Origin of the sequence: Stenotrophomonas sp. CASM110 (assembly GCF_049384345.1) — a bacterium.
Lineage (GTDB): Bacteria > Pseudomonadota > Gammaproteobacteria > Xanthomonadales > Xanthomonadaceae > Stenotrophomonas > Stenotrophomonas muris.
In genome coordinates this window covers 15,400-38,085 of the sequence record NZ_JBMRGI010000026.1, presented here as the reverse complement: position 1 = coordinate 38,085, position 22,686 = coordinate 15,400, and the positions used below count along the sequence as shown (strand labels likewise).

The window sequence follows — 22,686 nt, the reverse complement described above, 5'->3', positions numbered from 1 at the left end:
CACGGTGGCGGCGTATCATGCCGCCACCATGTCACTGCCTGTTTCGCCATCGCGCCTGCATCTGGCCTTCCAGGGCCTGCGCCTGCGCCTGCGCGGCAGCGACCTGTGGTTCATCGCGCTTGCCCTGCTGGTCGGCCTGATCGCCGGCTACCTGACCCTGCTGCAGTCCGGCATCGCACGCTGGCTGCAGGGCACCCTGTACGGGCTGGACGACGGCATGCGCCTGAGCTCCCTGCCCGCGCTGACCTGGACCGCACTGCTGGTGCTGCCGCTGGGTGGCCTGCTGGTCGGCCTGGTCAGCCTGGCCGCGACCCGGCTCAAGCGGCCCCTGCTCGATGCGGTCGAAGCCAATGCCCTGCATGGCGGGCGCATGTCGATGCGCGACAACCTCATCGTGCTGACCCAGACCCTGCTGTCCAATGGCTGCGGCGCCTCGGTCGGGCTGGAGGCTTCGTATACGCAGATGGGAGCGGGCAGCGGCTCGCAGCTGGGCAGGGTGATGCGCCTGCGCCGCAACGACGTGCGCATCCTGGTCGGCGCCGGTGCCGCCGGTGCCATCGCGGCCGCCTTCGGGGCGCCACTGGCCGGCGCGTTCTACGCCTTCGAGATCGTCATCGGCGCCTACACCCCGGCCGCACTGGCGCCAGTGGCGGTGGCCGCGCTGGCAGGTGCATTCGTGGCCGACCAGGCCGGCATCGAGCCCTACCTGCTGCCGGCTGCCTCGACGATTGATGTCCGCGCCGCCGACTACGCCATTTACGGCCTGCTTGGCTGCTGCTGCGCGATGGTCGGCATCGCGGTGATGCGGCTGATCGCCTCGATCGAAGGCACGGTCAAGCGCAGCCCGCTGCCTGCCTGGGGTCGGCCGGTGGTGGGCGGCCTGCTGCTGATTCCGCTGGCCCTGGCCAGCCCGCAGGTGCTGTCGTCCGGCCATGGCGCGCTGCACCTGGACCTGACCACGCACCTGCCGCTGATCTGGATCGGCGGCCTGCTGACCCTGAAGTGCCTGGCCTCGGGCATCTCGCTCGGGTTTGGTTTCCGCGGCGGCCTGTTCTTCGCCTCGTTGTTCATGGGCACCCTGGTCGGCGCCCTGTTCGCCGGCCTGCTGGCGATGGCCACTGGTGTGCCGGTGATCGATGCCACGTCCGCCGCGCTGGCTGGCATGGCAGCGTTGGCCGCCGCCGTGGTCGGCGCACCGATGACCATGGCCATGCTGGTGCTGGAAGGCACCCACGACTTCCTGCTGACCAGCGTGGTGATGAGTGCGGTGCTGGTCTCCAGCACGCTGGTACGGCAGTGGTTCGGTTATTCGTTCTCGACCTGGCGCATGCACCTGCGCGGCGAGACCATCAAGAGCGCACGCGACGTGGGCTGGGTGCAGAACCTCAACGCCGGCCGGCTGATGCGCAAAGGCGTGGCTACCGCGCCGGCCGATCTCGATGCCGCCACGTTCCGCCAGCGCTTCCCGCTGGGTTCGGGCAGCCGGGTGATCCTGATCGACAGCGAAGGCCATTACGCAGGCATCGTGCAGATTCCGCGCGTCTACGGCGACGGCGTGAAGCCGGAGACCATGATCGGCGAGCTGGCCGAGAACCGGGACGTGTCACTGTCACCGGCCGCGGACGTGGTCAGCGTGATGCAGCGCTTCGACCAGACCCAGGCCGATGAACTGGCCGTGGTCGCCGCCGACGGCCAGGTCCTGGGCGTGGTCTCTGAAGCCTTCGTCCGCAAGCGCTACGCCGAGGAACTGGACAAGCGCCAGCGCGAACTGATGGGCGAGCGCGTCGACGACACCGACTGACCCCGCCAAAAGGGGACGGAGGGGATTAAGTCGTTTCTGACACTTTCGAAATCCGCGCATGGCGTGGATCTACTGTCACCTCGACCGGGTAGACTCCGGCCATGCGCTTCATTGAGACCTTCCAGGCCGGTCCCTTCGCCGACACCGTGGTCAGCCTGCTGGCCGCCTTCGTGCTGGGCACGCTGATCGGCGCCGAGCGCCAGTACCGGCAACGCACCGCCGGCCTGCGCACCAACGTGCTGGTGGCAGTGGGCGCCGCCGCCTTCGTCGACCTGGGCATGCGCATCGCCGGCAGCGCCGAGGCGGTACGGGTGATCTCCTACGTGGTCTCCGGTGTCGGCTTCCTCGGCGCCGGCGTGATCATGAAGGAAGGGATGAACGTGCGCGGCCTGAACACCGCCGCCACCCTGTGGTGCTCGGCGGCGGTCGGCAGCTGCACCGGCGCGGACATGCTGGCCGAGGGCGTGCTGCTGACCGTGCTGATCATCGCCGGCAACACGCTGCTGCGGCCGCTGGTGAATGCGATCAACCGCATCCCGATCAACGAGGCGGCGACCGAAGCCACCTACGAAGTGCGCCTGAGCGTGGATACCGAAGCCGTACCGCGGGTGCGCGAGCGACTGGTCGATGCGCTGGAGGCCGCGCAGTATCCGGTGGGCGATGTGCAGGTGGTCGAGCATGCCGATGCGCCTACCGACGTGATCGCGGTGCTGGTCAGTACCGCGGTCAGTGCCGACGAGCTGGATCTGGTGCTGGCACGGATGGAGCACGTGCCGGGGGTGCTGCATGCCACGTGGGAAGTCAGCACCCGCGACTGAATCATCCACGCAGGGCGTGGATCTGCCGAGGTCGTGCTGCAGTAGATTCACGCCATGCGTGGATACGCTTCCCTCACCCACCCGCCATGCGCTGCTGTGCCCGCAGCAGCTTCCGGAACGAGCCGCACTTCCGGACATCCTCTGCCTGCGGGCAGGCCGCCGCACGTTGCAGGTGCCGGCGTACCCGTTGCAGCTGGATGATCTGCCGCTGCAGCACATCAGCCTGCGCCAGCAGGGCCTCACGATCCAGCGTAAGGCATCCGCGCTGCGGCGGCAGCGATGCGCCGATCTGCTGCAGCGACAGCCCGGCCGCCTGGCCCAGGCCGACCAGTGCCAGCCGCTCCAGCACCTGCTCGTCGTACTGCCGGCGCAGGCCGCGACGGCCCACTGCCTGCAGCAGCCCAAGCTGTTCGTAGTAACGCAGGGTCGAGGCCGGCACGCCACTGCGCTTGACCACTTCGCCGATATCCAGTTCACGCACGGGCTTGACCTCAAGTGACCTTCAAGCGCCAACCTATGGGCGACTTCCCTGCAAGGCAAGACCATGACCCGTACACCCCCCGTTGATCAGAGCGCCCTGTGGAACGGTCCTGGCGGCCAGGTCTGGGTTGCGCAGCAGGCCATTCTCGATGGCCTGTTCCAGCCCATGGCCGACCTGCTGGTGGCCGAACTTCCGGAGACCGTCACGCAACTGCTGGATGTAGGCTGCGGTACCGGTGCCAGCCTGCTGGCATCAGCCGCCGCACGCCCGGCGACACACAGCACCGGCCTGGACATCTCCGCGCCGATGCTGGCGCTGGCCCGCCAGCGCGCCGAGGCTGCGGGACTGGACGCGGACTTCATCGTGGCAGACGCGCAGCGCCATCCTCTGCCGTCCGCGCACTTCGACTGGATCCAGTCGCGGCTGGGCGTGATGTTCTTCGAGGACAGCCAGGCCGCGTTCGCCAACCTGCATCGTGCCGCGACACCCGGCGCTGGGCTGCGCTTCATCGCCTGGCGCAGTGCCGACGAGAATCCATTCATGACCACGGCCGAGCGCGCCATCGGCGATGCACTGGATCTGCCGCCCCGGGTACCCGGCGCGCCGGGACAGTTCGCCTTTGCCGACGGCGGGCAGGTACAGCGGCTTGTGCGGGCCGCCGGTTGGAAGGATGTGGAGGTGGTTGCGGTAGACCTGCCCTGCTCGATCGCCCGCGAAGACCTGCCCACCTATGTCGGCCAGCTGGGCCCGTTGGGGCTGGCCCTGCGCTCAATGCCGGAAGCCCGTGCCGCCGTGCTTCGCCACCAGGCGCTGGCTGCATTCGCGCCGTTCATCGAAGGCGACCGCGTACGCGTGGATGCCGCCTGCTGGCTGGTCCGCGCCCGCGCGTAGGAAAAGGGGACGGAGGGGATTAAGTCGTTCTTGCCCCGCGTGTGCAGGAAACGACTTAATCCCCTCCGTCCCCATTTTCTTTACAGCGCCTCGCCGGCGTCGGCGAGGCGCGATTCGATCAAGGCGTACCACTGCTGCAGCACGTCGATCAGCATGTCCAGCTCGGCGTCGGTGCGCTGTGCGCGGCCGCTGCGCAGGCAGGCCTGGGCTTCCTGCAGCTGGGCCAGGAACCCTGCCACGGTATCGGCCTGCAGGATCAAGCCGGGCAGGCGCCGGCCCGGGATGCGCACCACGGCATGGTTGCCGAGCTGGCCGTACACGCTGAGCGTAGCTTCCGTCTTCATGGAGAGTGGCAGGAATTGGGCATTCATCGCGTGCACCGTTTGTAGACCTGAGCCGCAGGCAGGCGTGGACGACGGGGGAGACGTTGCCACGCCTGCCGGCGGTCAGGGGGGACTCGGGATGCCGGGGCACCGCCCCGGCGCAGGAGGGTCAACGTGGCTGTGCCATCCCGGCGATCTGCACGCGCCGGTTCGGCGCCAGGCAGGCAATCAGCTCGCGCCGGTTGCGCTGCCCGCACTGCACGATCGGCTCAGCCGCGCCGCGTCCTTCGGCGCTGATGCTGGCCGCAGGCACGCCGCCCTGCACCAGCGCGCTGCGCACGGCCTCGGCGCGGCGCTGCGACAGCGCCTGGTTGTAGCTGGCGCTGCCGATACGGTCGGTATAGCCGGTCACCCTGATCGACTGCACCTGTGCGGCTTCGCGTACCTGCGCCAGGATGCCCTGCACCGCCTGCTGCCCTTCCGCGCTCAGCACCGCGCTGTCAAAGCCGAACAACGCGTCGGCCGACAGCCGCAGCGGCTGTTCCGGCAGCGGTGCCGGTGCCGGTGCCGGCGGGGCCGGTGGCCGCGGCGGCTCCAGCACGGCCGCGCACGATTCCGGCTTCCAGTAACCCGCCTGGGCAATGCCCTTGCTGTCAAAGCGGACCTGGAACTGGCAGGTGAAGTACTCCGCACCTTGCGCGGTGCGGAAGTTGAACAGGTAGTTCCACTCGCGCACGCCCCACATGCCTTCGTTGAAATGCGGCGTGCCCAGCAGCGTGTACAACTGCCGCTTGCTCATGCCCGGCGCGAAGCGGCGCAGGTCAGCGACGTCCGGATAGATGCCTTCCTTCAACGAGGCCCTGGAGGCCTCCGGGAACTGCACGGCGGTGGCCTCGGCAGGACCGTCGGTGGCCGGCGCATGGCTGCGGCAGGCGGCCAGCAGGCCCATCCCCAGGATCAGGCCCAGCGTAGCGGCATGTTGGCCGGCGCGGGCGATGCGATGCTGTTTCATGTCATTCCCCCTGTAGACGTTTCCGCGATGCCGGGCCGCGGGTGCGGCCCGGCGGCGGGGATCACCACTGGATGCCGGCACCGACGGCCACGCCGGCCTCGCCACGGCTGTTGGTCGAACCGCTGAACTTGTAGATCCAGCGCCCGCCTTCGGAGACACCGGAGATGCCCAGCGCCACGCCCGATTCGCCGTTGTAGCTGCCAGCCGCGATCGAGGCCATGCTGCGGCCCGCCTCGCTGGGCTGCGGCAGCGCTGCGGTGGCCATCGCCGAGGCGATACCGGCCGAAGCACGGTTGTCGGTCTTGCGCAGGTCGCGCTCGAAGCCACCCATGCGCTCGTCGGTGTAGGCCTTGGACCAGTCCAGGGTCTGCGCCATGCCCGACTTCAGCTGATCCACGTTGACCGCGTCGGTACCGGCGGTGCCAGCGGCAACGTTGCGCACCGTGGTCGGGCCGCTGCTGGTGCTGCCCAGGGTGACGCTGTTGTAGTTGGTCGCACCGTTCACCGTGGTGTCGTAGCGGATGGTGCCCTGCTGCGAGGCCTGCAGCTGGCGCACGTTGACCGCGTCGGTGGCCTGCGAGCCGTCAGCCACGTTGACCACCTGGCGTTCGGCGCCGCTGGCACCCACCGAGACCGTGTTGGCCCGGTTCGCCACCGAACCCGCACCCAATGCCACCGAGTTGTCGGCCTGCGCCTGTGAACCATTGCCGAGCGCGGTCGAGTTGGCACCGGCGGCAGTGGAGCCTGCACCACCGGCGGCCGAGTTGGCGCCGCTGGCGGACGGATCGGCCAGGTTGTTGGTGTTGTTGGCGCGGAAGCTGCCCGCCACGTTGGTGATGTTCTGGATCTTCTGGTCGGTGTACTTCTTCGACTCGTCGATGGCGTAATTCACGCCGTTCTTCAGCTGGCCGACGTTGGTCGCGTCGTAGGTGTCCGAGCCGTCGGCAACGTGGGTGATCTTGCGCTCGCTGCCGCTGCTGCCCACCGAGACCTCACCGGCCGAGTTGCTGGCACCGGTCTGGCCGTAGGCGCCGGTATAGCCGCTCTGTGCGCCAACGCTGGCCACCGAACCGGCACCCAGCGCCACGCTGTTGCCGGCACTGCTGCTGGCACCGTTGCCGACCGCCACGCTGTTGGCACCGGCTGCACTGGCCTGCGGGCCGACCGCCACCGCTTCCGCACCGGCCGCGGTGGCTGCGGCCGCCGTCGAGTTCACCGCCAGGTAGGCACTGCCACCGCCACCGTTGGTGATGCGCTGGTTGAGGACCTTCAGCGAGCCATCGACGGCAGTGAAGGCGGCGGTGACGTTGTTGTAATCGCCGCTGGTGAAGGTGCCATCGGTGGCGATGCTGGAAATGCTGAACGTCGGCGCGGTCCACGCGTTGGTGGTGCCGTTGTAGGCAGTGGTGCCGCCGAAGTAGTTGGCGATGGTGCTGTGGGTGCTGAACAGCTGGTCGCCGGTGATGGCGTCGCTGCTGCCGGCCAGGATGCTGCCGGCGGCGACGTTGGTGATCTTCACCGCACCGGTACCGGTGCCCGTCAGCGTCACGCTGTTGAGCACGTTGCCACTGCCGTCGACATCGTATTTCACGGCCAGCTTGTCGATCTCGCCGGTCTGGTCGGCAACGTTGGCCAGCGAGTTGCTGACCGCATCGAAGGCGGTGCCGACGTCGTTGTAGCTGCCCTTGGTCACGGTGCCGTTGGCGGCGACGTTGTTGATCGAGTACGTCGGTGCGGTCAGCACGCCGCTGGCGCTGACCGCAGCACCACCGCCGAGGTGGGTGGCCACAGCCTGGTTGGCGGCGAACAGCTGGGCCCCGTTGATGGCCTCGCTGCTGGTGGCGCTGACCTGGCCCGGGCCGAGATTGCGCAGCGTGGTGGCGGTGCCGGCCTGGCCCAGCGTGGCGCTGGCATAGTTGACGCTGCCATCGGCGTTGAGGTCATAGCGCAGTGCCCCCTGCTCCGAGGCCTGCAGCTGTCCCACGTTGACCGCATCGGTGGCCGCGGTACCGGCCGCCACGTTGATGACCTGACGCTCTGCGCCAGCGGTACCGATGGAAACCGTGTTGGCACGATCGGCAAGGCTTCCCGCACCCACTGCGATGCTGTTGGCTGCCGTCGCCCGCGCATTGGTGCCGACCGCGATCGAATCGGCGCCGCTGGCCACGGCCTCGGTACCGGTCGAGTTCACCCGCAGGTACTTGGTACCGCCGTTGCGGATATCGGTGATCTGCGTGTTGAGGTTGACCAGCGAACCATCCACCGCCGCGAAGGCATCGGTGGCGTTGGTGTACAGGCCCTGGGCGATGGCGCCGGTGGTGGAGATCGTGCTGATCTCGAACAGCGGTGCGGTGAAGATGCCGCTGGCCGGGTCAAAGGCTGCACGACCACCGAAGAAGCTGGCGATCGCGCTGTTCGTGGCCGCCAGCTGGCCACCGTTGACGGCCTCGAGGCTGCCCGCGGTGACCGCACCGGCGGCGAGATTGCCGATGGTGGTGGTGCCGGTGCCTGCGCCGAGGGTGACCCGTCGATAGTTCGGATTGCCGCCGGCGTCCAGATCGTAGGTCACCGCAGCATCCGCCACGCCGTTGATCAGGCTGATCGCGCCCTTCAACTGCGCTACGTTGACCGCGTCGGTGTTGCCGCTGCCCGCAGCCACGTTGGTGATCTGGCGCTCGCCCCCACCGGCGGTGCCCACCGATACTTCACCGGCCGAGACCTGCGGCGCCGTGAGGCCGTAGGCACTGTAGCTGGCCTGCGCGCCACGCAGTGCGGCCGAGCGGTAGCCCAGCGCGACCGAGTTGGCCTGGTTGGAGGTGGACTCGGCACCAAGCAGGGTCTGCCCGTTGGCGGTGCCGACGGCACTGTCGCCGACGATCACCGAATGGCCCATGCGCGCGGCATAGTCGGCCGTCGGCACGCCGGTCGGGTTGCTGGGATCGTTCACGCCATCACCGGGGAAGGCGACGTTGGCATCGACCTTCGGCAGCTCATGCCGTGCGTTGGCACCGATCACCACTTCCTTGGAGCCGTTGGCGAAGGCGCCGTCACCCATCAGCACCTGGTAGTCCTGCGCCGCGTTGACGGCCCAGCAGGAGATGTCGGCCAGCGCGATGTCCAGGCACTTGGCCGCCCACGCCGGCGAATCGGTCGGCAGAAGAAGGCCCAGCAGGCCACCGGGATTGCCGTTGTTGATGTTGTAGATATAGCTGTCGGAGGTGACGCCACCGATCAGGGTCAGGTGCGAGCTGCCGCCCGTGGCGGCGCCACCCAGGCCGTTGAGCGTGCTGCCGACCGGCGACAGGTTCACCACCGGCAGGCCCAGCACATTGACCGTCGAATAGGTCTGCATCACGTTGGCATTGCTGAGCTTGAGATTGCCATTGCTCAGGTAGCCATTGCCGCCGAACAGGCTGGTGGTGGTCGGCCCGATCAGCTGGCCGACATTGCCGACCAGGCCACCGGTGCCGATGATCAGGCCGGCATTCGGGTCGGCCGGCGCCGGTGCCTTCGGGCTGGTCGGCGGGATCGCCGACGGCTGGGTCAGGCCGAGACTGCCGAGCGTGCCACCCACCAGGCCACCCACGGCGCTGCCCAGGTTGCCGACAGTGCCATTGAGATTGCCGTTGAGCAGGTTGCCCACCGCGCTGCCGACGTTGCCCAGCGTGCTTCCCAGCACGCCGCCCAGGCCTGTGCCGGGGCTACCGGTGGTGCCGTTGAGAATGCCGCCCACTGCACCACCGACCGTGCCGACGGTATTGCTAAGCGTGCCGCCCACCGCGCTGCCAACCTGGCCGACGGTGCCGTTCAGAGCGCCACCCACCGCACTGCCGACGGTACCGTTCAATGCGCCACCGACTGCGCCCACCGTGTTGTTGAGCGTGCCGCCCACTGCACCGCCGACCTGGCCGACAGTGCCGTTCAGTGCGCCACCCACCGCACTGCCGACGGTACCGACAGTGCCGTTCAGAGCGCCACCGACTGCGCCTACCGTGTTGTTGAGCGTGCCGCCCACTGCACCGCCGACCGTACCGACAGTCCCGTTCAGAGCTCCGCCCACCGCACCGCCGACGGTACCGACGGTGCCGTTCAGTGCGCCGCCAACTGTGCCGACCGTGCCGTTCAGAGCACCGCCAACTGCACCACCGACTGCGCCGACCGTGTTGTTGAGCGTACCGCCCACTGCGCTGCCGACCTGGCCAACGGTGCCGTTCAGAGCTCCGCCCACAGCACCACCGACCGCACCGACCGTGTTGTTGAGCGTACCGCCCACTGCGCTGCCGACCTGGCCAACGGTGCCGTTCAGAGCTCCGCCCACAGCACCACCGACCGCACCGACCGTGTTGTTGAGCGCGCCGCTCACGGCGCCGCCAACTGTGCCTGCCGTGCCGTTCAGTGCACCGCCAACTGCACCACCGACCACGCCGACCGTGTTGTTGAGCGCGCCGCTCACGGCGCCGCCAACTGTGCCTGCCGTGCCGTTCAGTGCACCGCCAACTGCACCACCGACCACGCCGACTGTGTTGTTGAGCGTGCCGCCCACTGCACCGCCGACCGCGCCGACTGTGCCGTTGAGTGCACCGCCCACTGCGCCACCGACTGTTCCGACAGTACCGTCCAGAGCGCCGCCCACTGCACCACCGACCGTGCCTACCGTGCCGTTCAGTGCACCGCCAACCGCACCACCGACTGCGCCCACCGCGTTGTTGAGCGTGCCACCCACTGCACCGCCGACCGCGCCGACTGTGCCGTTGAGTGCACCGCCCACTGCACCGCCAACCGTGCCAACGGTGCCGTTCAGCGCACCACCCACCGTGCTACCGACCGCACCCGCGGCACCGTGAAGCGTCCCGCCGACAGCATCCACTGCTCCGCCCACCAGACCGCCGACGCCCAGCGCGCTGTGCTGCGCGGCTACGGTTGCCTGCCCGGCCAGCTTCAGGTTGCGATCGGCGACTACTTCCTGGCCGTCCGGCGCCTGCACGCGCACCTTGCCCGCGGCGCCGGCATCGAACGCGGCACTGATGGCGCGATCATGCGTGTCACCCGGCAGTTCCTCCTTGGCCGGCAGCGTGACCGCCGCCGTCGCCCGGGCCTGGCCCTGCCCCTCGATGTGATGGCCAGCCACCGCCAGATGCGCGTCGGTGTCGCCGTCGACAGAGGCCTTCAGGGACGAACCGCTGAGGCCCGCTGCCGCCCGGGCACCCGAATCGATCGAAGCGACCTGATGGCCAGCGATGCCGACCTTGGCCCTGGCGCGCGCATCGGCAGCGACGCCCAGCGGCGCCTGCGCGCCCGGCGCAACGTGCGCTGCCAGCGATGCATCCACCTGTGCCGCCTTGATCGCAGTGTTGCCCAGGCCGACAGTCGCGCGTACATCGGCCGCCAGCGCCGGCACGGCCACCTGCTTCGGCGTGGTGTTCGCTGCCAGCTTCACCTGTACGGCGGCCGGCAATACGTCACGCACCACCGGCAGCGATGTGGTGTTCAACTGCAGGCCCAGGCGAGCGTCCGCACTGATCGCGGGGCTGCTCTGCGCCTGTCGCGCGGCGGCAGCCAAGGCCACTTCCGCGTCGACCTTGACCGGCATCGGCTGCGCATACTTCGCCGCAAGCGCTTGCAGGTCGCGCAGCGACTGATTGGTTTCCGATGCCCCTGCGTGGCCGCTGGCCAGCGCGCACAGCAGTGCCAGGGCCAGCGCGGTGGGCATCAGCAGGAAGGCGCGCGGATCGCGTGCGGCGCCGCCGCTGTCGCCGGTGGCCAGTTCCGAGGCCACAACCAGAGCATTGAGCTGGCGGTTCCATACACGCCGGTAGATGCGGTTCATGAGCATTTCCCCCGTAGGCGAACAACTGGAATGTCAGTGGACTTGCCGTTAGGCAGGTGACTGACATTTCAGCGGTTGCAACGGTGGCGGCGCACTTCAATCCGGCACGGCAATCGCGCATTCCGGCAAATCCACGGCCGGAATCGGCAGCCGTTTATGCAGAAGCGGCAACATGATCGGCAAGCGGATGTGCAATTCCGGCACGAATGCCGCGAAAACCCTTGCGGGGCTTGGCTCAGGCCGGCTGGCCGATCTGCGCGGGCGCGCGCATCAGGGTATCGCGCGGCAGTTCGCCGAATACCTTGCGGTAATTGTCGGCGAAGCGCGAAAGATCCCACAAGCCGCAGCTGAGGGCGATGGCTTTCACCGAGCGACGGCTGGAATCGGCCATCGACAGGCTGCGGCAGGCCGCGCACAGGCGCAGCATGGAGAGATACCGGTTGGGCGAGGTTCCAAACAGGTCCTCGAACGCATAACGCAGGCCGCGCTCGCTGACCCCAGCCGCATCGCAGATTTCATTCATGTAGATATTGCGGCGCAGGTTGAGCCGCATGAAGTTCTCTGCCCGCTGTGCGATCAGATAATGCGTACGCCGTGCACGGCTGCAACCCGGGCGATCCGCCGCACCGGCACCCAGAAGGGCCTGCACATGCTCGTGCAGCAGGGTTTCAGTTTCTTCCGGCTGCAGGCCTGCACCCTGCCCCAGCTGCAGGTGCAGCTGCTGGTAGTGGCGTGCCAACGGCGTGCCTTCGCTGGCCAGATTGAACAGTGACAGTGCCTGGCCAGCGGGAGGCGTGCTGCGCAGGCTCAGTTCGGTCAGCTTGCGCTGCACCCGTGCCACCGGCAGCAGCATCAGGGTCATGTGCGTGCCTGGGCTCAGGGTGAACTCACTGATGCCTTCCGGCATGATCGTCAACGCCATCCCCGGCGTGAGCGGTACGCCATGGCACCAGCTCAGCGTCTCATCGGTGGCGTGCAGGTACCCGAGCATCGCCCAGTCCGGCGGCAGCATGAAACGGCCGCGGCAGTGGAAACCGCAGCTGATGCTGCAGAACAGGGCTTCCTCGTGCACGCGCGAAGCGAATGCCGCACGTGGCCCATTGCCATCGAGCAGCAGCAGTTCGACATCACAGACACGAAGCACGCCGCTCAGCGTGGCCAGGTCTATCGACCGCAGGCCGCTGTCGCCGCTGTCTCCTACCCCACCATCGACCATGACAGTGTTGTCCCCCGTTGATCCGCCATGCGATGCGGCCCCCACTGCCTGACAGGGCGCGCAGCGATCCAGAAACCACTTCCGTTGTCGTGCAGGCCGCATCGGCTCCGATGCGGCCAACCATGGAAATGCAACAGCTTGAATGCGAGTATGCCCGATAATCGGCGAAGGTAAACCCGCGGGCTGCAATGAAGAAAAAAGATACACAGATGAAGAAAATGTCGGCGCCATTGGCACGGTCTTCGCATGCGCCGGAAAATGGAAATCACATAATCTGCACGACCATGAATCGTTTTGCCTTCGAACGGATTCTCGTCACAGAAACGGCCTGAAAGTTTCAGCATCGCGGGGTTTCTGCCGAATTTGCATATAGGTTCCTGTTGCAGCCAACTTCCATTCAGGCAAAGTCGATAGCACGGTGATCCGGCCAACTGATCCGGCCGCACCCAGGGGGACAGCATGACCACGCACGCATCATTGGATGCCTCGACCACCGGCCCCGGGCCGAGCGGTCGCGACCGTGCGGCTGGCGGCCTGCCTGGAGACGATCACCCTGCTTGAGCACAGCGGGCCCATCCCGCCGTGCCTCCTCCGCCAGGACGCGCGGAGGCCCACGGACGATCCCGGCGGAGCCGGGCCACCGCCCAACGCAGGTGTACTGCATCCGCAGACAGGTAGAGGGAGACATTGGTCATGAACGCATCGATCCGCAAATTCCTGAAGGAAGAAGACGGTGTCACCGCGCTCGAGTACGGGCTGCTGGCTGCCGTCATCGCTGGTGTCCTGATCGCGGTCGGCAACGACCAGATCAAGGGGTTCTTCGAAACGCTGTTCAAGAACCTCTCCGCACTGGCCACCAAGGCGTCGGGCTCGACGACCTGAGCGGCGACCGCGCGCGGCCGGCAGAGCCGCGACGGTGGGGCGCATGGAACCAGGCGAAGACCGTCCAGTGACGGACGACGGAGTGTGCGATGACACTGCTGGGATTGTTGGCCATCGGCGTATGCCTGCGGATCGCGATCAGTGATCTGTATGCCCGTCGGGTGCCCAACGCCTGGCTGATCGCCGCTTGCGTGATCGCCACCGTGGTGATCGTCTTCGGCCAGTTCAGTGCGCCGCGCCAGCCGTGGCTGCCCCACGTTGCCGGCGCGGCGCTCGGCCTGTTGGCGCTGCTGCCGTTCTATGCCCTGCGCTGGATGGGCGCCGGCGACGTGAAGTTCTTTGCCGTGCTGGGGCTGATGCTGGGCTGGCAGGCGCTGCTGCCGGTCTGGCTGGTCGCCAGCCTCGCCGCCGGGTTGCACGCCGTGCTGGTGCTGGCGGGCCGGCGCCTGGGCGTGTTGCTGCCCGGCCACCTGCAGATGCAGGTGAATCGCACCAGCACGCAGTGGCACGCGCATCCGGCCCTGCGCGGCATGCAGGCCGCACGCCAGGGACGACGTGGCATTCCCTATGCCGCCTACCTCGCACTCGCCGCCATCGGCTGGGTGCTGGCAAGCATCTACGGAGGTGCACCATGAACATCCGCAGCCCGCGCCGGCAACGCGGCGTCGCCAGCATCGAGTTCGCCCTGATGCTGATGCTCGGCCTGTTGCCGCTGCTGCTGTTCACCTTCTCCGGGGTGATGATCATGGCAGCACAGCAGACCCTGGCCACCGCCTCGGCCGAAGGCGCGCGCGCCTCGCTGCGCTACGGCACGGCCGGCGAACGGCGCACCGCCGCCTGCGTCGCCGCACGCACCTCGATGCAATGGCTGCTGCAGTTCTCCAAGCAGAACGTGGACTGCAGCGCGGGGGGCAGCAATGCCATCGTGGTGTCCGCGCAGGCGCCCTGCGCCGGCCTGGCCACGGCCCAGTGCATGACCGTGACAGTCAGCTACGACTACGCCAGCCATCCCTTCCTGCCCGGCACCGCCACGCTCTACAAGTGGGTGATGCAGGCTCCCATCCGCAGCGTCGCGGTCGCCCAGCTCGATCTCGGCAGCGGCAACTGATGACCGGTATTTTGGAGACGGTTCCATGCTCAAGTTGACCCGCATCGCTGCCGTCGCCCTGATCGGCCTGGCCGTGCTGCTGGCGCTGATCGCCTTCATGATCGGGCGCAAACCGGCCGCACCGGTCACGGCCGCGCCGATCACGCACAACGAAGTGCAGGCCATCACGGTGGTGGAAGCCGTGGCGCGCCTGCCCGCGGGCGAGCCGATCAGCGCCAACGACCTGCGCCTGGCCCAGCGCACATCCCCCGTCGCCGGTGCCGCCACCAGCATCGCCGCCGTGGTCGGCAAGGTGCCGGTGCAGGACATCGCCGAAGGCAGCCCGGTCAGCAGCAGCGCATTGGCACAGGGCTTCTCGCTGCAGCTGCGGCCGGGCGAGCGCGCACTGGCCGTGCCCGTGGACGAACTGGTCGGTGCCGGCAACCGCATCCTTCCCGGCGACTTCGTCGACGTCTTCCTCAACCTGCGCAATGCCCAGCCCAGCATCAACAGCCCCGCCGAAGCCGCGCAGACGCGCCTGCTGCTGTCGCGCCTGCGCGTGCTGAGCTATGGGCAGCAGGACATCGCGCCGGTCGCCTCGGAAGCCACCTCCAATAGCGAGGCCGACACCCGCAACGACCCGCGCGCGGCCGACATCACCGGCAGTGGCGGCAGCCACAGCAGCAATGAAGCCCCGCAACCCGCGCGCAGCGCGGTGCTGGCGGTACCGGTGGCCGACGCCAATCGACTGCTGCTGGGTGCGCAGCAGGGCAAGCTGTTCCTGGCGCTGCGCAATCCCGCCGATACCGGCCTGCCCGACCTCGCACTGTTCCCTCAGTCGCGCGGCGTGATCGATCCGCTGCGTGGGCTCGACGCAGAGCAGCAGCTGGCACTGCAGCGCCCGGAGAACCACGCCTTCGCCGGTATCGACGGCGACGCGCTGGCCGGCCGCGGCAGTGCCCCGCCACGCAGCAACGCGGATGCACCCGCGCGTGCGCCGGCGCCCCGTCGCAGCGCCCCGCGCGCTTCGGGTATCGAGATCATCCGTGGCGACAGTTCCGCCCCCCGTGGCTCCCTTTGACCTGCATCGAGCGCATCCATGACCGAACGTCGCCGCCGTCCACGCCTTTCTCCCCGCCAGCGGTGGCTGGCCCTGCTGCTGGTGCTGCTGGCACCGGCAACGAGCGTGGCCGCCGATGACCTGGTGCTGCAGGCCCGTGAGCAGCGTCCCTGGAACCTGCCGGCCGACCTGGAACGGGTGGCCATTGCCGACCCCGGCGTTGCCGACATCGTGATGCTGCGCGGCCAGCGCCAGGCGCTGCTGGTGGGCAGGATGCCCGGCACCACCACCCTGCTGCTGTGGCACCGCAAGCAGGCCGAGCCGCAACGGGTGACGGTACGGGTGCAGAGCGCCGTACAGGGTGCGGCCAGCACCGGCGGCAACGATCTGGTGTTCACCCAGCAGGACCGGCAGGGCCTTTTGCAGGGAAGCACTGACAGCGTGCTCTCGCACATGCAGGAACAACGCACGGCGGCGATGGCACTGGGCAAGGAAGGTGCGCTTGCCGATACGTCCACCATCAGCAGCGGCGGTGTGGTCCAGGTCGAGGTCAAGGTGGTCGAGTTCAACAAGACCGCGATGAAGCAGATCGGCATCAACTTCCAGAACCGCAACGGCGGCTTCGCCTACGGCTTCGCGCGGCCCGGCACCGGGTTGCCGGGCAACACCGGCCTGCTGCCCGGCATGAAGGAAGGCAACAGCAGCAACGAGGCCGTCTCGCCGATTTCCTCGGCGTTCCGCCTTGTTTTCGGCTCGACCAAGGGGCTGTGGAACGCCGATGTCGAACTGCTGCAGGCCAATGGCATGGCCCGCGTACTGGCCGAGCCGACGCTGGTGGCGCTGTCCGGGCAGAGCGCCAGTTTCCTGGCCGGTGGCGAACTGCCGATCCTGGAACCGCAGGGGCTTGGCACCACCACCATCACCTACAAGCCGTTCGGCATCGGCCTGACCGTGACCCCGACCGTGCTGGCAGCGAACCGCATCGCGCTGAAGGTAGCGCCCGAAGCGAGCGACCTGGACTACAGCAATGCCATTGTGCTCAACAACGTGCAGATTCCCTCGATCACCACCCGCCGCGCCGACACCACCGTCGAGCTGGGTGATGGCGAGAGTTTCGTCATCGGGGGCCTGGTCAGCTCCAACATCGTCTCCAACGTCAGCAAGATTCCGCTGCTGGGCGACCTGCCGATCATCGGCTCGTTCTTCCGCAACTTCGATTACAAGCGCCAGGACAAGGAGCTGGTGATCATCGTCACCCCGCGCCTGGTGCAACCACTGGCGCGCAACACCGAACTGCCGCTGCCCGGCGAGCGCGAAGCCAGGCCGCATCTCCCCGAGTGGGGTTCCTGGTTGCTGGGTCCGGTCAGCCAGGACCCGGTGCCCGGATTCTCGCGCTGACTCCATGATGCCTGCGATACCACGCCCATGCCCTACGCCACCGCCCAGCCGCTGCATCCGCAAGGACCGCCAATGAACCTGGTCCTGTACGGCATCGACCGCGAACTGCTGCCCCGGCTGGCCGCCAAGCTGCCGCCGAGCACCGCCCTGCATTGGCAGGACAGCAACGCCCCCACCTCCGCCCAGGACCTGCAACGCGGCCCGCAGAGCCTGGTGCTGCTCGACTTCCGGCCCGAGCATGCGGCCGCCTCGAGCGTGCTGGCGCAGCAGCTGCAGCAGACCCAACCGGACCTGCCGCTGGTGGCCGTGGGCGCCACCAGCGCCGGCCAGGTCGAAGGCGTGGTGATCGCGCTGCGCGCCGGCCTGCGCGATGTACTGGACCTGGACAGTGACGACGCAGGCATCGAGGCGGCCTTGCGGCGCGCCCTGTCTCCGCGCCCGGCAGCGGTTGCCCAGCACGCACACAAGGCACGCCTGATCGTGCTGCTGGGTGTGCGCGCCGGCGTCGGCACCAGCACCCTGGCCGCACATCTTTCGGTGCTGGCGCAGCAGACGCGCGCCTTGGCCCAGGGCGAAGCCGTGCAGCAGGACGGCCTGCTGATGGAGCTGGCGCAGCCCTCCGGCGACCTCGCGCTGTACCTCAATCTCGACAGCCGCTTCCACTACGAAGACGCGCTGCGCAATGCCAGCCGCATCGATGCCACCCTCGCCCGCACGGCCATGGCGCGCCATGACTCCGGGCTGGTGCTGCTGGATCGTGCCAGTGGCAGCGATGCCGTTCCGCCCTCGGATCCTGGCGCGCTGCTGCAGCGCCTGCGCGGCGTGTTCGCCAGCGTGCTGTGCGATGCCGGCGGCTGCCCGTTGCGGCAGCTTCCGCCCCTGTTGCTGGACCAGGCCGACGAGATCTGGCTGGTCACCGATGCCTCGATCGCCACGCTGGTTTCTCTGGACCAGGCCCTGAAGCACCTGGCGGGCCAGCGTGAGCGCGAGAAGCGCCTGCAACTGGTGATCAACCGCCACGATGACAGCAGCGGCATGAGCCCGGAACAGATCGCACGCCGCTTCGAAGTACCGCTGCTGGCGACGCTGCCCGAACGACCGCGCGTGCGCCTGGCCGCCAGCCAGGGACACCTGCTGCTGCAGGATGCCCCGCGCGACCCCTATCTGCGTGCCCTCGCCCCGCTCGTGTCGCGCCTGGATCCGGCCGCCTGCCCGGTCCAGCCGCATGGCCTGCGGGAAAGACTCTCCCTTGCCCTGGGTGGATCGCAATGGAAGACAAGGTAACCCCGTTCCCGCATGCCGTTGCCCGCCCGGTACTGCCCGAATCTGCCCCGGGCCACCTGCCGTTCGCGCAGACCGAGCAGTACCAGAAGGTGCTGTCGGCCGCGCATGAGCACCTGCTCAACAGCATCGAGGACGAGCGCATCGACATCGATTCCTGGGCCCCGGACACCATCGCCCGCTGGGTGCAGGTGCAGACCGTGGGCTTCATCCAGGAATGGCGCATCCCGATCAACGAAGAAGAGATGCAGGTGGTCGCCGAGGGACTGGTCAAGGAGCTGACCGGTTTCGGCCCGCTGGACGACCTGCTCCACGACCCATCCATCGAAGACATCCTGATCAACGGCTTCAAGGACGTGCACGTTTCGCAGGGCGGACAGCTCAAGCGCGCCACCCAGCGCTTCACCGATGATACCCACCTGCTGCGCATCCTGCGCCGCATCCTCGCCCCGCTCGGCCGCCGGCTGGATGATTCCAATCCGATGGTCGACGCGCGCCTGCCCAACGGTGGCCGCCTCAACGCGATCATCTCGCCGCTGGCGGTGGACGGACCGATGGTGTCCATCCGCAAGTTCCGCAAGGACCCGTTCACCCCCGACGAACTGCTCGCCAAGGGTACCTTCGACGCACCGATGCAGGCACTGCTGAAGGCGATGGTGCTGGGGCGCTGCAACATCCTGGTCTCCGGCGGCACCAGCTCGGGCAAGACCTCGCTGCTCAATGCCCTGGCCAGCTACGTGCCGGCCGATGAGCGCGTCATCACCGTGGAGGACACCGCCGAGCTTTCGCTGAACCATCCGCACGTGGTGCGCCTGGAGAGCCGCATCGGCGGCGCCGAGGGCCAGGGCGCGGTCAGCATCCGCGACCTGGTGCGCAACAGCCTGCGCATGCGCCCGGACCGCATCGTGGTCGGCGAAGTGCGCGGCGCTGAAGTGCTGGAAATGCTGCAGGCGATGAACACCGGCCACGACGGATCGATGGCCACCATCCACGCCAACACGCCGCGCGACTGCCTGTACCGCATCGAGATGCTGGCCGGGTTTGCCGGCTTCCAGGGCAGCGAAGACAGCCTGCGCCGGCAGATCGCCAGCGCCATTGATTTCATCGTGCAGATCTCGCGACTGGGCAGCGGGCGCCGGGTGCTGGTCTCGATCACCGAGATCACCGGGGTCAGCGACAACCTGATCACCACCCAGGAGATGTTCCGCCACGAGGTGCAGATCGATGGCACCGGCCGCGAGATCGACCGCTGGATCGGCCTGGGCTTCCATCCGCATTCGCACAAGCTGGAGCCGTTCCGCCAGCAGCTGCGCGAATCACTCTACGGGGACTTCTGAACATGGGCACCGGCCTGCTGCTGGGCGTGTTGAGCATCATCTCGGTGCTGCTGGCGCTGGCCGTCTGGCTGTGGGGTACCGCCAGCAGCCGTGAACAGCGCCAGGCCTCGCTGCAGCACACCGAGCAGCAGCTGGCACGCGGCAGCACGGCCGGTGCGGTGCCGGCCGGGCCTGCCGTTGCGGCGGCGAACGATTCGGCCCGCCCCGCCAGCAGTGGGAGCCGCGCATTACCCTGGGATGGCGTCCTGCAGCGCGCCGGCCTGCAGCCGGGCTGGAAGATGCCACTGATGCTGCTGGTACCGGGACTGGTGCTTGCGGTCGTGGCGGCGGTGCGGCTGGGCACGGCCTGGATGTTTCCGCTGACCCTTATGCTGTACCTGCTGGGCTGCTGGCTGTGGGTGATGCGCCGGATCACGAGACTGCGCGCGCAGCTGCTGCACCAGATGCCGGACTTCCTCGACAACCTGGTCCGCCTCACCGCGCTGGGCAACAGCCTGCAGGCCGCGTTCCAGGTGTCTTCGATGCAGACCAGCGCGCCACTCCGCGGCCTGCTGGACACCACGGTGCGCTATGCGCGCAGCGGCATGGAGCTGGATCGTGCATTGAGCCTGGCCGCACAGCCGTACCGGATGGACGTGCTGAAGGTGCTGGCGGTGGTGATCGGGGTGAGCGTGCGCATCGGCGGGCGCGCCGACCAGATCCTGCAGCGCATGGGTGATTTCATGCGCGACCTGGAGCAGGCCCAGCAGGAGCTGGCCGCCACCACCTCGGAAACCCGCATGTCGGCCTGGGTATTGGGGCTGCTGCCACCGGCCAGTGCGGTGCTGATGGCGATCTCCAGCCCGGCGTTCTTCCAGCCGGTGCTGCATGACCCGCTCGGCCACAGGATCCTGCTGATCGCACTGGGCCTGGAACTGCTCGGGGCGTTGCTGCTGTACCGCCTGGCCAAATCGCTATGACCGCCCGCAGCTACCCGGGAGGTGCCCGATGAGCGCCAGCGCCTGGTTCGCCCTTTCGCTGCTGGTGCTGGCAGCGGGCGTCGCCCTGCTCGGCATTGCCGGCTGGGTGCGCAGCCATCGCGAGCACCGCACCTCGGCCGCGCTGAAGACCGCCCTGCAGCCGCGCGAGGAAGCCCGCGACACCGAGGCCACGCGCCGCGACTCGCTGGGCTGGCTCGAGCGCTTCGGGCGCTCGCTCAGTGGTGGCCGCCTGGAGGCCGCGCTGCTGGCCAACGAGGACAGGCTGCTGCTGGACCTGGCCGGCTGGAACACGCGCCGCGGCACCGCCATCTATCTCGGCCTGCGCCTGTTGCTTGCGCTGCTGGTGCTGGCGCTGGCGCTGGCGTTCAGCAGCGCGCACGGTCTGGCCAGGGTGATGGTGGTGATCGGTGCGCTGGCGGCCGGGCTGCTGCTGCCCAAGTTCGTGCTGTCGTCGTGGGTCAAGCGCCGCCGCCGCGCGGTCGAGAACGAACTGCCCTTGCTGATCGACCTGCTGCGCCTGCTGCAGGGCGTGGGCTTCAGCATGGACCAGAGCCTGCAGACGCTGGGCGACAAGCTGCGCGATGCGTTGCCGGTACTGGGCGGCGAACTGCAGGAAGCCAACGTGGCCTACACCCACGGCCGCACCCGCGCGCAGTCACTGCGGCGCTTGAGCGAGGTCTACGCCGATGACGACCTGGCCAGCCTGATGCAGCTGATCCTGCAGGTGCATGCGCACGGCGGCGCCGTGCAGGAACCGCTGCGCCAGTTCAGCATCCGCCTGCGCGAGCAGCGCCGCAACACGTTGAAGGAAAAGGTCGGCAAGCTCTCGGTGAAGATGACCGTGGTGATGATGCTGACCCTGTTGCCGGCACTGATGCTGGTGCTTGCCGGTCCAGCGCTGGTCGCGCTGGCCACCACCATGTCCAAGATGGGATCGCCCTGATGCCCGCCCTGCGCACCCCCTGCCTGCTGCTTGCCGTCGCCCTCGCCACCCTGGCCAGTGGCTGCGCATCGACCACGCCGAAGTACGTGCGGGCGCCCAGCCTTGCGCCGCCGGAGCCCGATCCGCAGGACAGCCGCAACACCTATCTGGAGCTGATCGAGCGCATGCAGCAGCAGGGCGCCTGGTATGCCTCGCTCGCCCACGTGGAGGCCTTCCGCCAACGCTATGGTGATCGCCCCGCCCTGCGCCTGCTGCAGGCCGACGCCCTGCGCGAGACTGGCCAGAGCGACGCAGCGGTCGCGCTGTATCGCGAGCTGTCCAGCGGGCCGCAGGCCGCCGCGGCCGCCCACGGCCTGGGCCTGATCGCTGCACGCCGCGATGACGACGCCGGCAGCGAACAGGCGCTGGCGCGCGCCACGCAACTGCAGCCCTTGAACACCGACTACCTGGGCGACCTGGGTTATGCGCGGCTGCGCGCCGGCCAGTTCGACCAGGCGCGCGAGCCGCTGGCCAAGGCCCTGGAACTGTCGCCAGGCAACGCCAAGGCCACGGCCAACCTCGCACTGTGGGCGCTCCTGCGCGGCGACCAGGCCACCGCGGAGCGCCTGGCGGCACAGGCCAACCTCAACGACGAAACGCGCCGCAGCATCCAGCAGCAGGCCCAGCAGATCCGCACGCGCCTGCAGCAGCGGCAGGCGGCGGCCGCCGTCAACGCCCCTGCGCCTGCGTCCGCGGCCAGCAGCGAACACGGCGCCCGTGCGTCGGGCAGCACCCGGCTGGCAGCCGAACCACGCCGCGAAGCACGTGACGAGCGCGATCCGCAGCGCCTGCCACCGTCGATGCTGGAACGCTTCAGCACCACCGAACACCCGACCGGAAGCACACCATGACTGCGATGCGCCTGACCCGACGCCTGTTGCCCGTGCTGTCCTGCCTGCTTGCTGCCGGTGCCGTGCAGGCCCAGCAACAGCCATTGACCGGACAGATGCTAGGTGGCCCCTTGCCGTCGGCACCGGCCGCAGCACCGATGCAGGCCGAGCCGCTTCCCACCGTGGAGCTGGCCGCACCCGCCGCATCCGCGGCGGTGGCAGCGGTGCCACCGGCACTCCCCGCAACCGACGGTGCCCCGCCGGCAACACCGCGTGCGCGCCTGCAGAGCGGCGAAGCCACCCGCAACCTGTTCCGCCTGCAGGCGTCGGGACAGCAGGCCGGCCAGCGCCTGCCGATCCTGGGTGACCAGGCCACCCTGAGTTATGCGCGTTACCTGAAGAGCTTTGAACACGAGATCCCGGACTTCTTTGAGACCGATGTTGCCCGGTCCAAGGATGCCTCCTCCTCCGGACGCTGAG

At 68.5% G+C, this 22,686-nt stretch carries 19 protein-coding genes; 14 read left to right on the top strand and 5 right to left on the bottom strand.

From position 1 onward, the window contains the following. Window positions 1–28: 28 nt before the first annotated feature. A complete protein-coding gene (locus tag VG561_RS18540; RefSeq protein WP_046431088.1) occupies window positions 29–1,801 on the top strand; it encodes a chloride channel protein in 1,773 nt (590 codons plus the stop codon). Between the two features lie 101 nt (window positions 1,802–1,902). Next, on the top strand, window positions 1,903–2,619 hold the full coding sequence (locus VG561_RS18535) for an MgtC/SapB family protein (protein WP_423179867.1): 717 nt from the start codon (window positions 1,903–1,905) through the stop codon (window positions 2,617–2,619). 73 nt (window positions 2,620–2,692) lie between these two features. Here VG561_RS18535 and VG561_RS18530 read toward each other — a convergent pair whose 3' ends face one another. Continuing rightward, entirely contained in the window at window positions 2,693–3,100 is a 408-nt protein-coding gene (locus tag VG561_RS18530) for a MerR family transcriptional regulator (protein ID WP_423179866.1), read from the bottom strand. Window positions 3,101–3,163: 63 nt separating this feature from the next. Here VG561_RS18530 and VG561_RS18525 point away from each other — a divergent pair, with 63 nt between their 5' ends. Further along, the gene (locus tag VG561_RS18525) at window positions 3,164–3,991 is read left to right on the top strand and encodes a class I SAM-dependent methyltransferase (protein WP_032962545.1); all 828 of its coding nucleotides are present in this window, start codon (window positions 3,164–3,166) and stop codon (window positions 3,989–3,991) included. Window positions 3,992–4,071: 80 nt separating this feature from the next. Here VG561_RS18525 and VG561_RS18520 read toward each other — a convergent pair whose 3' ends face one another. The 4 genes from VG561_RS18520 to VG561_RS18505 all read right to left on the bottom strand — a co-directional run bounded on the left by VG561_RS18520 (window position 4,072) and on the right by VG561_RS18505 (window position 12,369). Then, window positions 4,072–4,335 carry a DUF6959 family protein gene (locus tag VG561_RS18520; protein ID WP_223224455.1) on the bottom strand — a complete coding sequence of 88 codons (264 nt, stop codon included), beginning with the start codon at window positions 4,333–4,335 and terminating at the stop codon, window positions 4,072–4,074. A gap of 148 nt (window positions 4,336–4,483) precedes the next feature. Next, window positions 4,484–5,326, bottom strand: a complete 843-nt coding sequence (locus tag VG561_RS18515; RefSeq protein WP_053494469.1) for an OmpA family protein — start codon at window positions 5,324–5,326, stop codon at window positions 4,484–4,486. 61 nt (window positions 5,327–5,387) lie between these two features. Further along, window positions 5,388–11,153: an ESPR-type extended signal peptide-containing protein gene (locus VG561_RS18510; RefSeq protein ID WP_423179865.1), complete on the bottom strand. Its 5,766-nt coding sequence runs from the start codon at window positions 11,151–11,153 to the stop codon at window positions 5,388–5,390. Between the two features lie 235 nt (window positions 11,154–11,388). Beyond that, a complete protein-coding gene (locus VG561_RS18505) occupies window positions 11,389–12,369 on the bottom strand; it encodes an AraC family transcriptional regulator (protein WP_032962548.1) in 981 nt (326 codons plus the stop codon). Between the two features lie 693 nt (window positions 12,370–13,062). Here VG561_RS18505 and VG561_RS18500 point away from each other — a divergent pair. The 11 genes from VG561_RS18500 to VG561_RS18450 all read left to right on the top strand — a co-directional run bounded on the left by VG561_RS18500 (window position 13,063) and on the right by VG561_RS18450 (window position 22,685). Further along, window positions 13,063–13,251 carry a Flp family type IVb pilin gene (locus tag VG561_RS18500; protein WP_005416979.1) on the top strand — a complete coding sequence of 63 codons (189 nt, stop codon included), beginning with the start codon at window positions 13,063–13,065 and terminating at the stop codon, window positions 13,249–13,251. 89 nt (window positions 13,252–13,340) lie between these two features. Next, the gene (locus VG561_RS18495; RefSeq protein WP_423179864.1) at window positions 13,341–13,886 is read left to right on the top strand and encodes an A24 family peptidase; all 546 of its coding nucleotides are present in this window, start codon (window positions 13,341–13,343) and stop codon (window positions 13,884–13,886) included. After that, window positions 13,883–14,359: a TadE/TadG family type IV pilus assembly protein gene (locus VG561_RS18490; RefSeq protein ID WP_032962550.1), complete on the top strand. Its 477-nt coding sequence runs from the start codon at window positions 13,883–13,885 to the stop codon at window positions 14,357–14,359. Before VG561_RS18495 ends, VG561_RS18490 begins: the two co-directional genes overlap by 4 nt. 25 nt (window positions 14,360–14,384) lie before the next feature. Beyond that, window positions 14,385–15,419, top strand: coding sequence for a Flp pilus assembly protein CpaB (gene cpaB / locus VG561_RS18485; protein ID WP_126412474.1), 1,035 nt, complete (start codon window positions 14,385–14,387; stop codon window positions 15,417–15,419). An 18-nt stretch (window positions 15,420–15,437) separates the two neighbouring features. Further along, the gene (locus VG561_RS18480; RefSeq protein ID WP_423179863.1) at window positions 15,438–16,796 is read left to right on the top strand and encodes a type II and III secretion system protein family protein; all 1,359 of its coding nucleotides are present in this window, start codon (window positions 15,438–15,440) and stop codon (window positions 16,794–16,796) included. A gap of 27 nt (window positions 16,797–16,823) precedes the next feature. Further along, window positions 16,824–18,080, top strand: coding sequence for an AAA family ATPase (locus VG561_RS18475; RefSeq protein WP_041863560.1), 1,257 nt, complete (start codon window positions 16,824–16,826; stop codon window positions 18,078–18,080). After that, the gene (locus VG561_RS18470; RefSeq protein WP_197574543.1) at window positions 18,065–19,414 is read left to right on the top strand and encodes an ATPase, T2SS/T4P/T4SS family; all 1,350 of its coding nucleotides are present in this window, start codon (window positions 18,065–18,067) and stop codon (window positions 19,412–19,414) included. Before VG561_RS18475 ends, VG561_RS18470 begins: the two co-directional genes overlap by 16 nt. A 2-nt stretch (window positions 19,415–19,416) precedes the next feature. After that, the gene (locus tag VG561_RS18465) at window positions 19,417–20,373 is read left to right on the top strand and encodes a type II secretion system F family protein (protein WP_262093154.1); all 957 of its coding nucleotides are present in this window, start codon (window positions 19,417–19,419) and stop codon (window positions 20,371–20,373) included. Window positions 20,374–20,401: 28 nt separating this feature from the next. Further along, entirely contained in the window at window positions 20,402–21,337 is a 936-nt protein-coding gene (locus VG561_RS18460) for a type II secretion system F family protein (protein WP_014647461.1), read from the top strand. Further along, complete coding sequence (locus VG561_RS18455; protein WP_032962555.1) at window positions 21,337–22,227, top strand: Flp pilus assembly protein TadD; 891 nt, start codon at window positions 21,337–21,339, stop codon at window positions 22,225–22,227. Before VG561_RS18460 ends, VG561_RS18455 begins: the two co-directional genes overlap by 1 nt. Continuing rightward, a complete protein-coding gene (locus tag VG561_RS18450; RefSeq protein WP_049440896.1) occupies window positions 22,224–22,685 on the top strand; it encodes a DUF3613 domain-containing protein in 462 nt (153 codons plus the stop codon). Before VG561_RS18455 ends, VG561_RS18450 begins: the two co-directional genes overlap by 4 nt. The last annotated feature ends 1 nt before the right edge of the window (window position 22,686 follow it).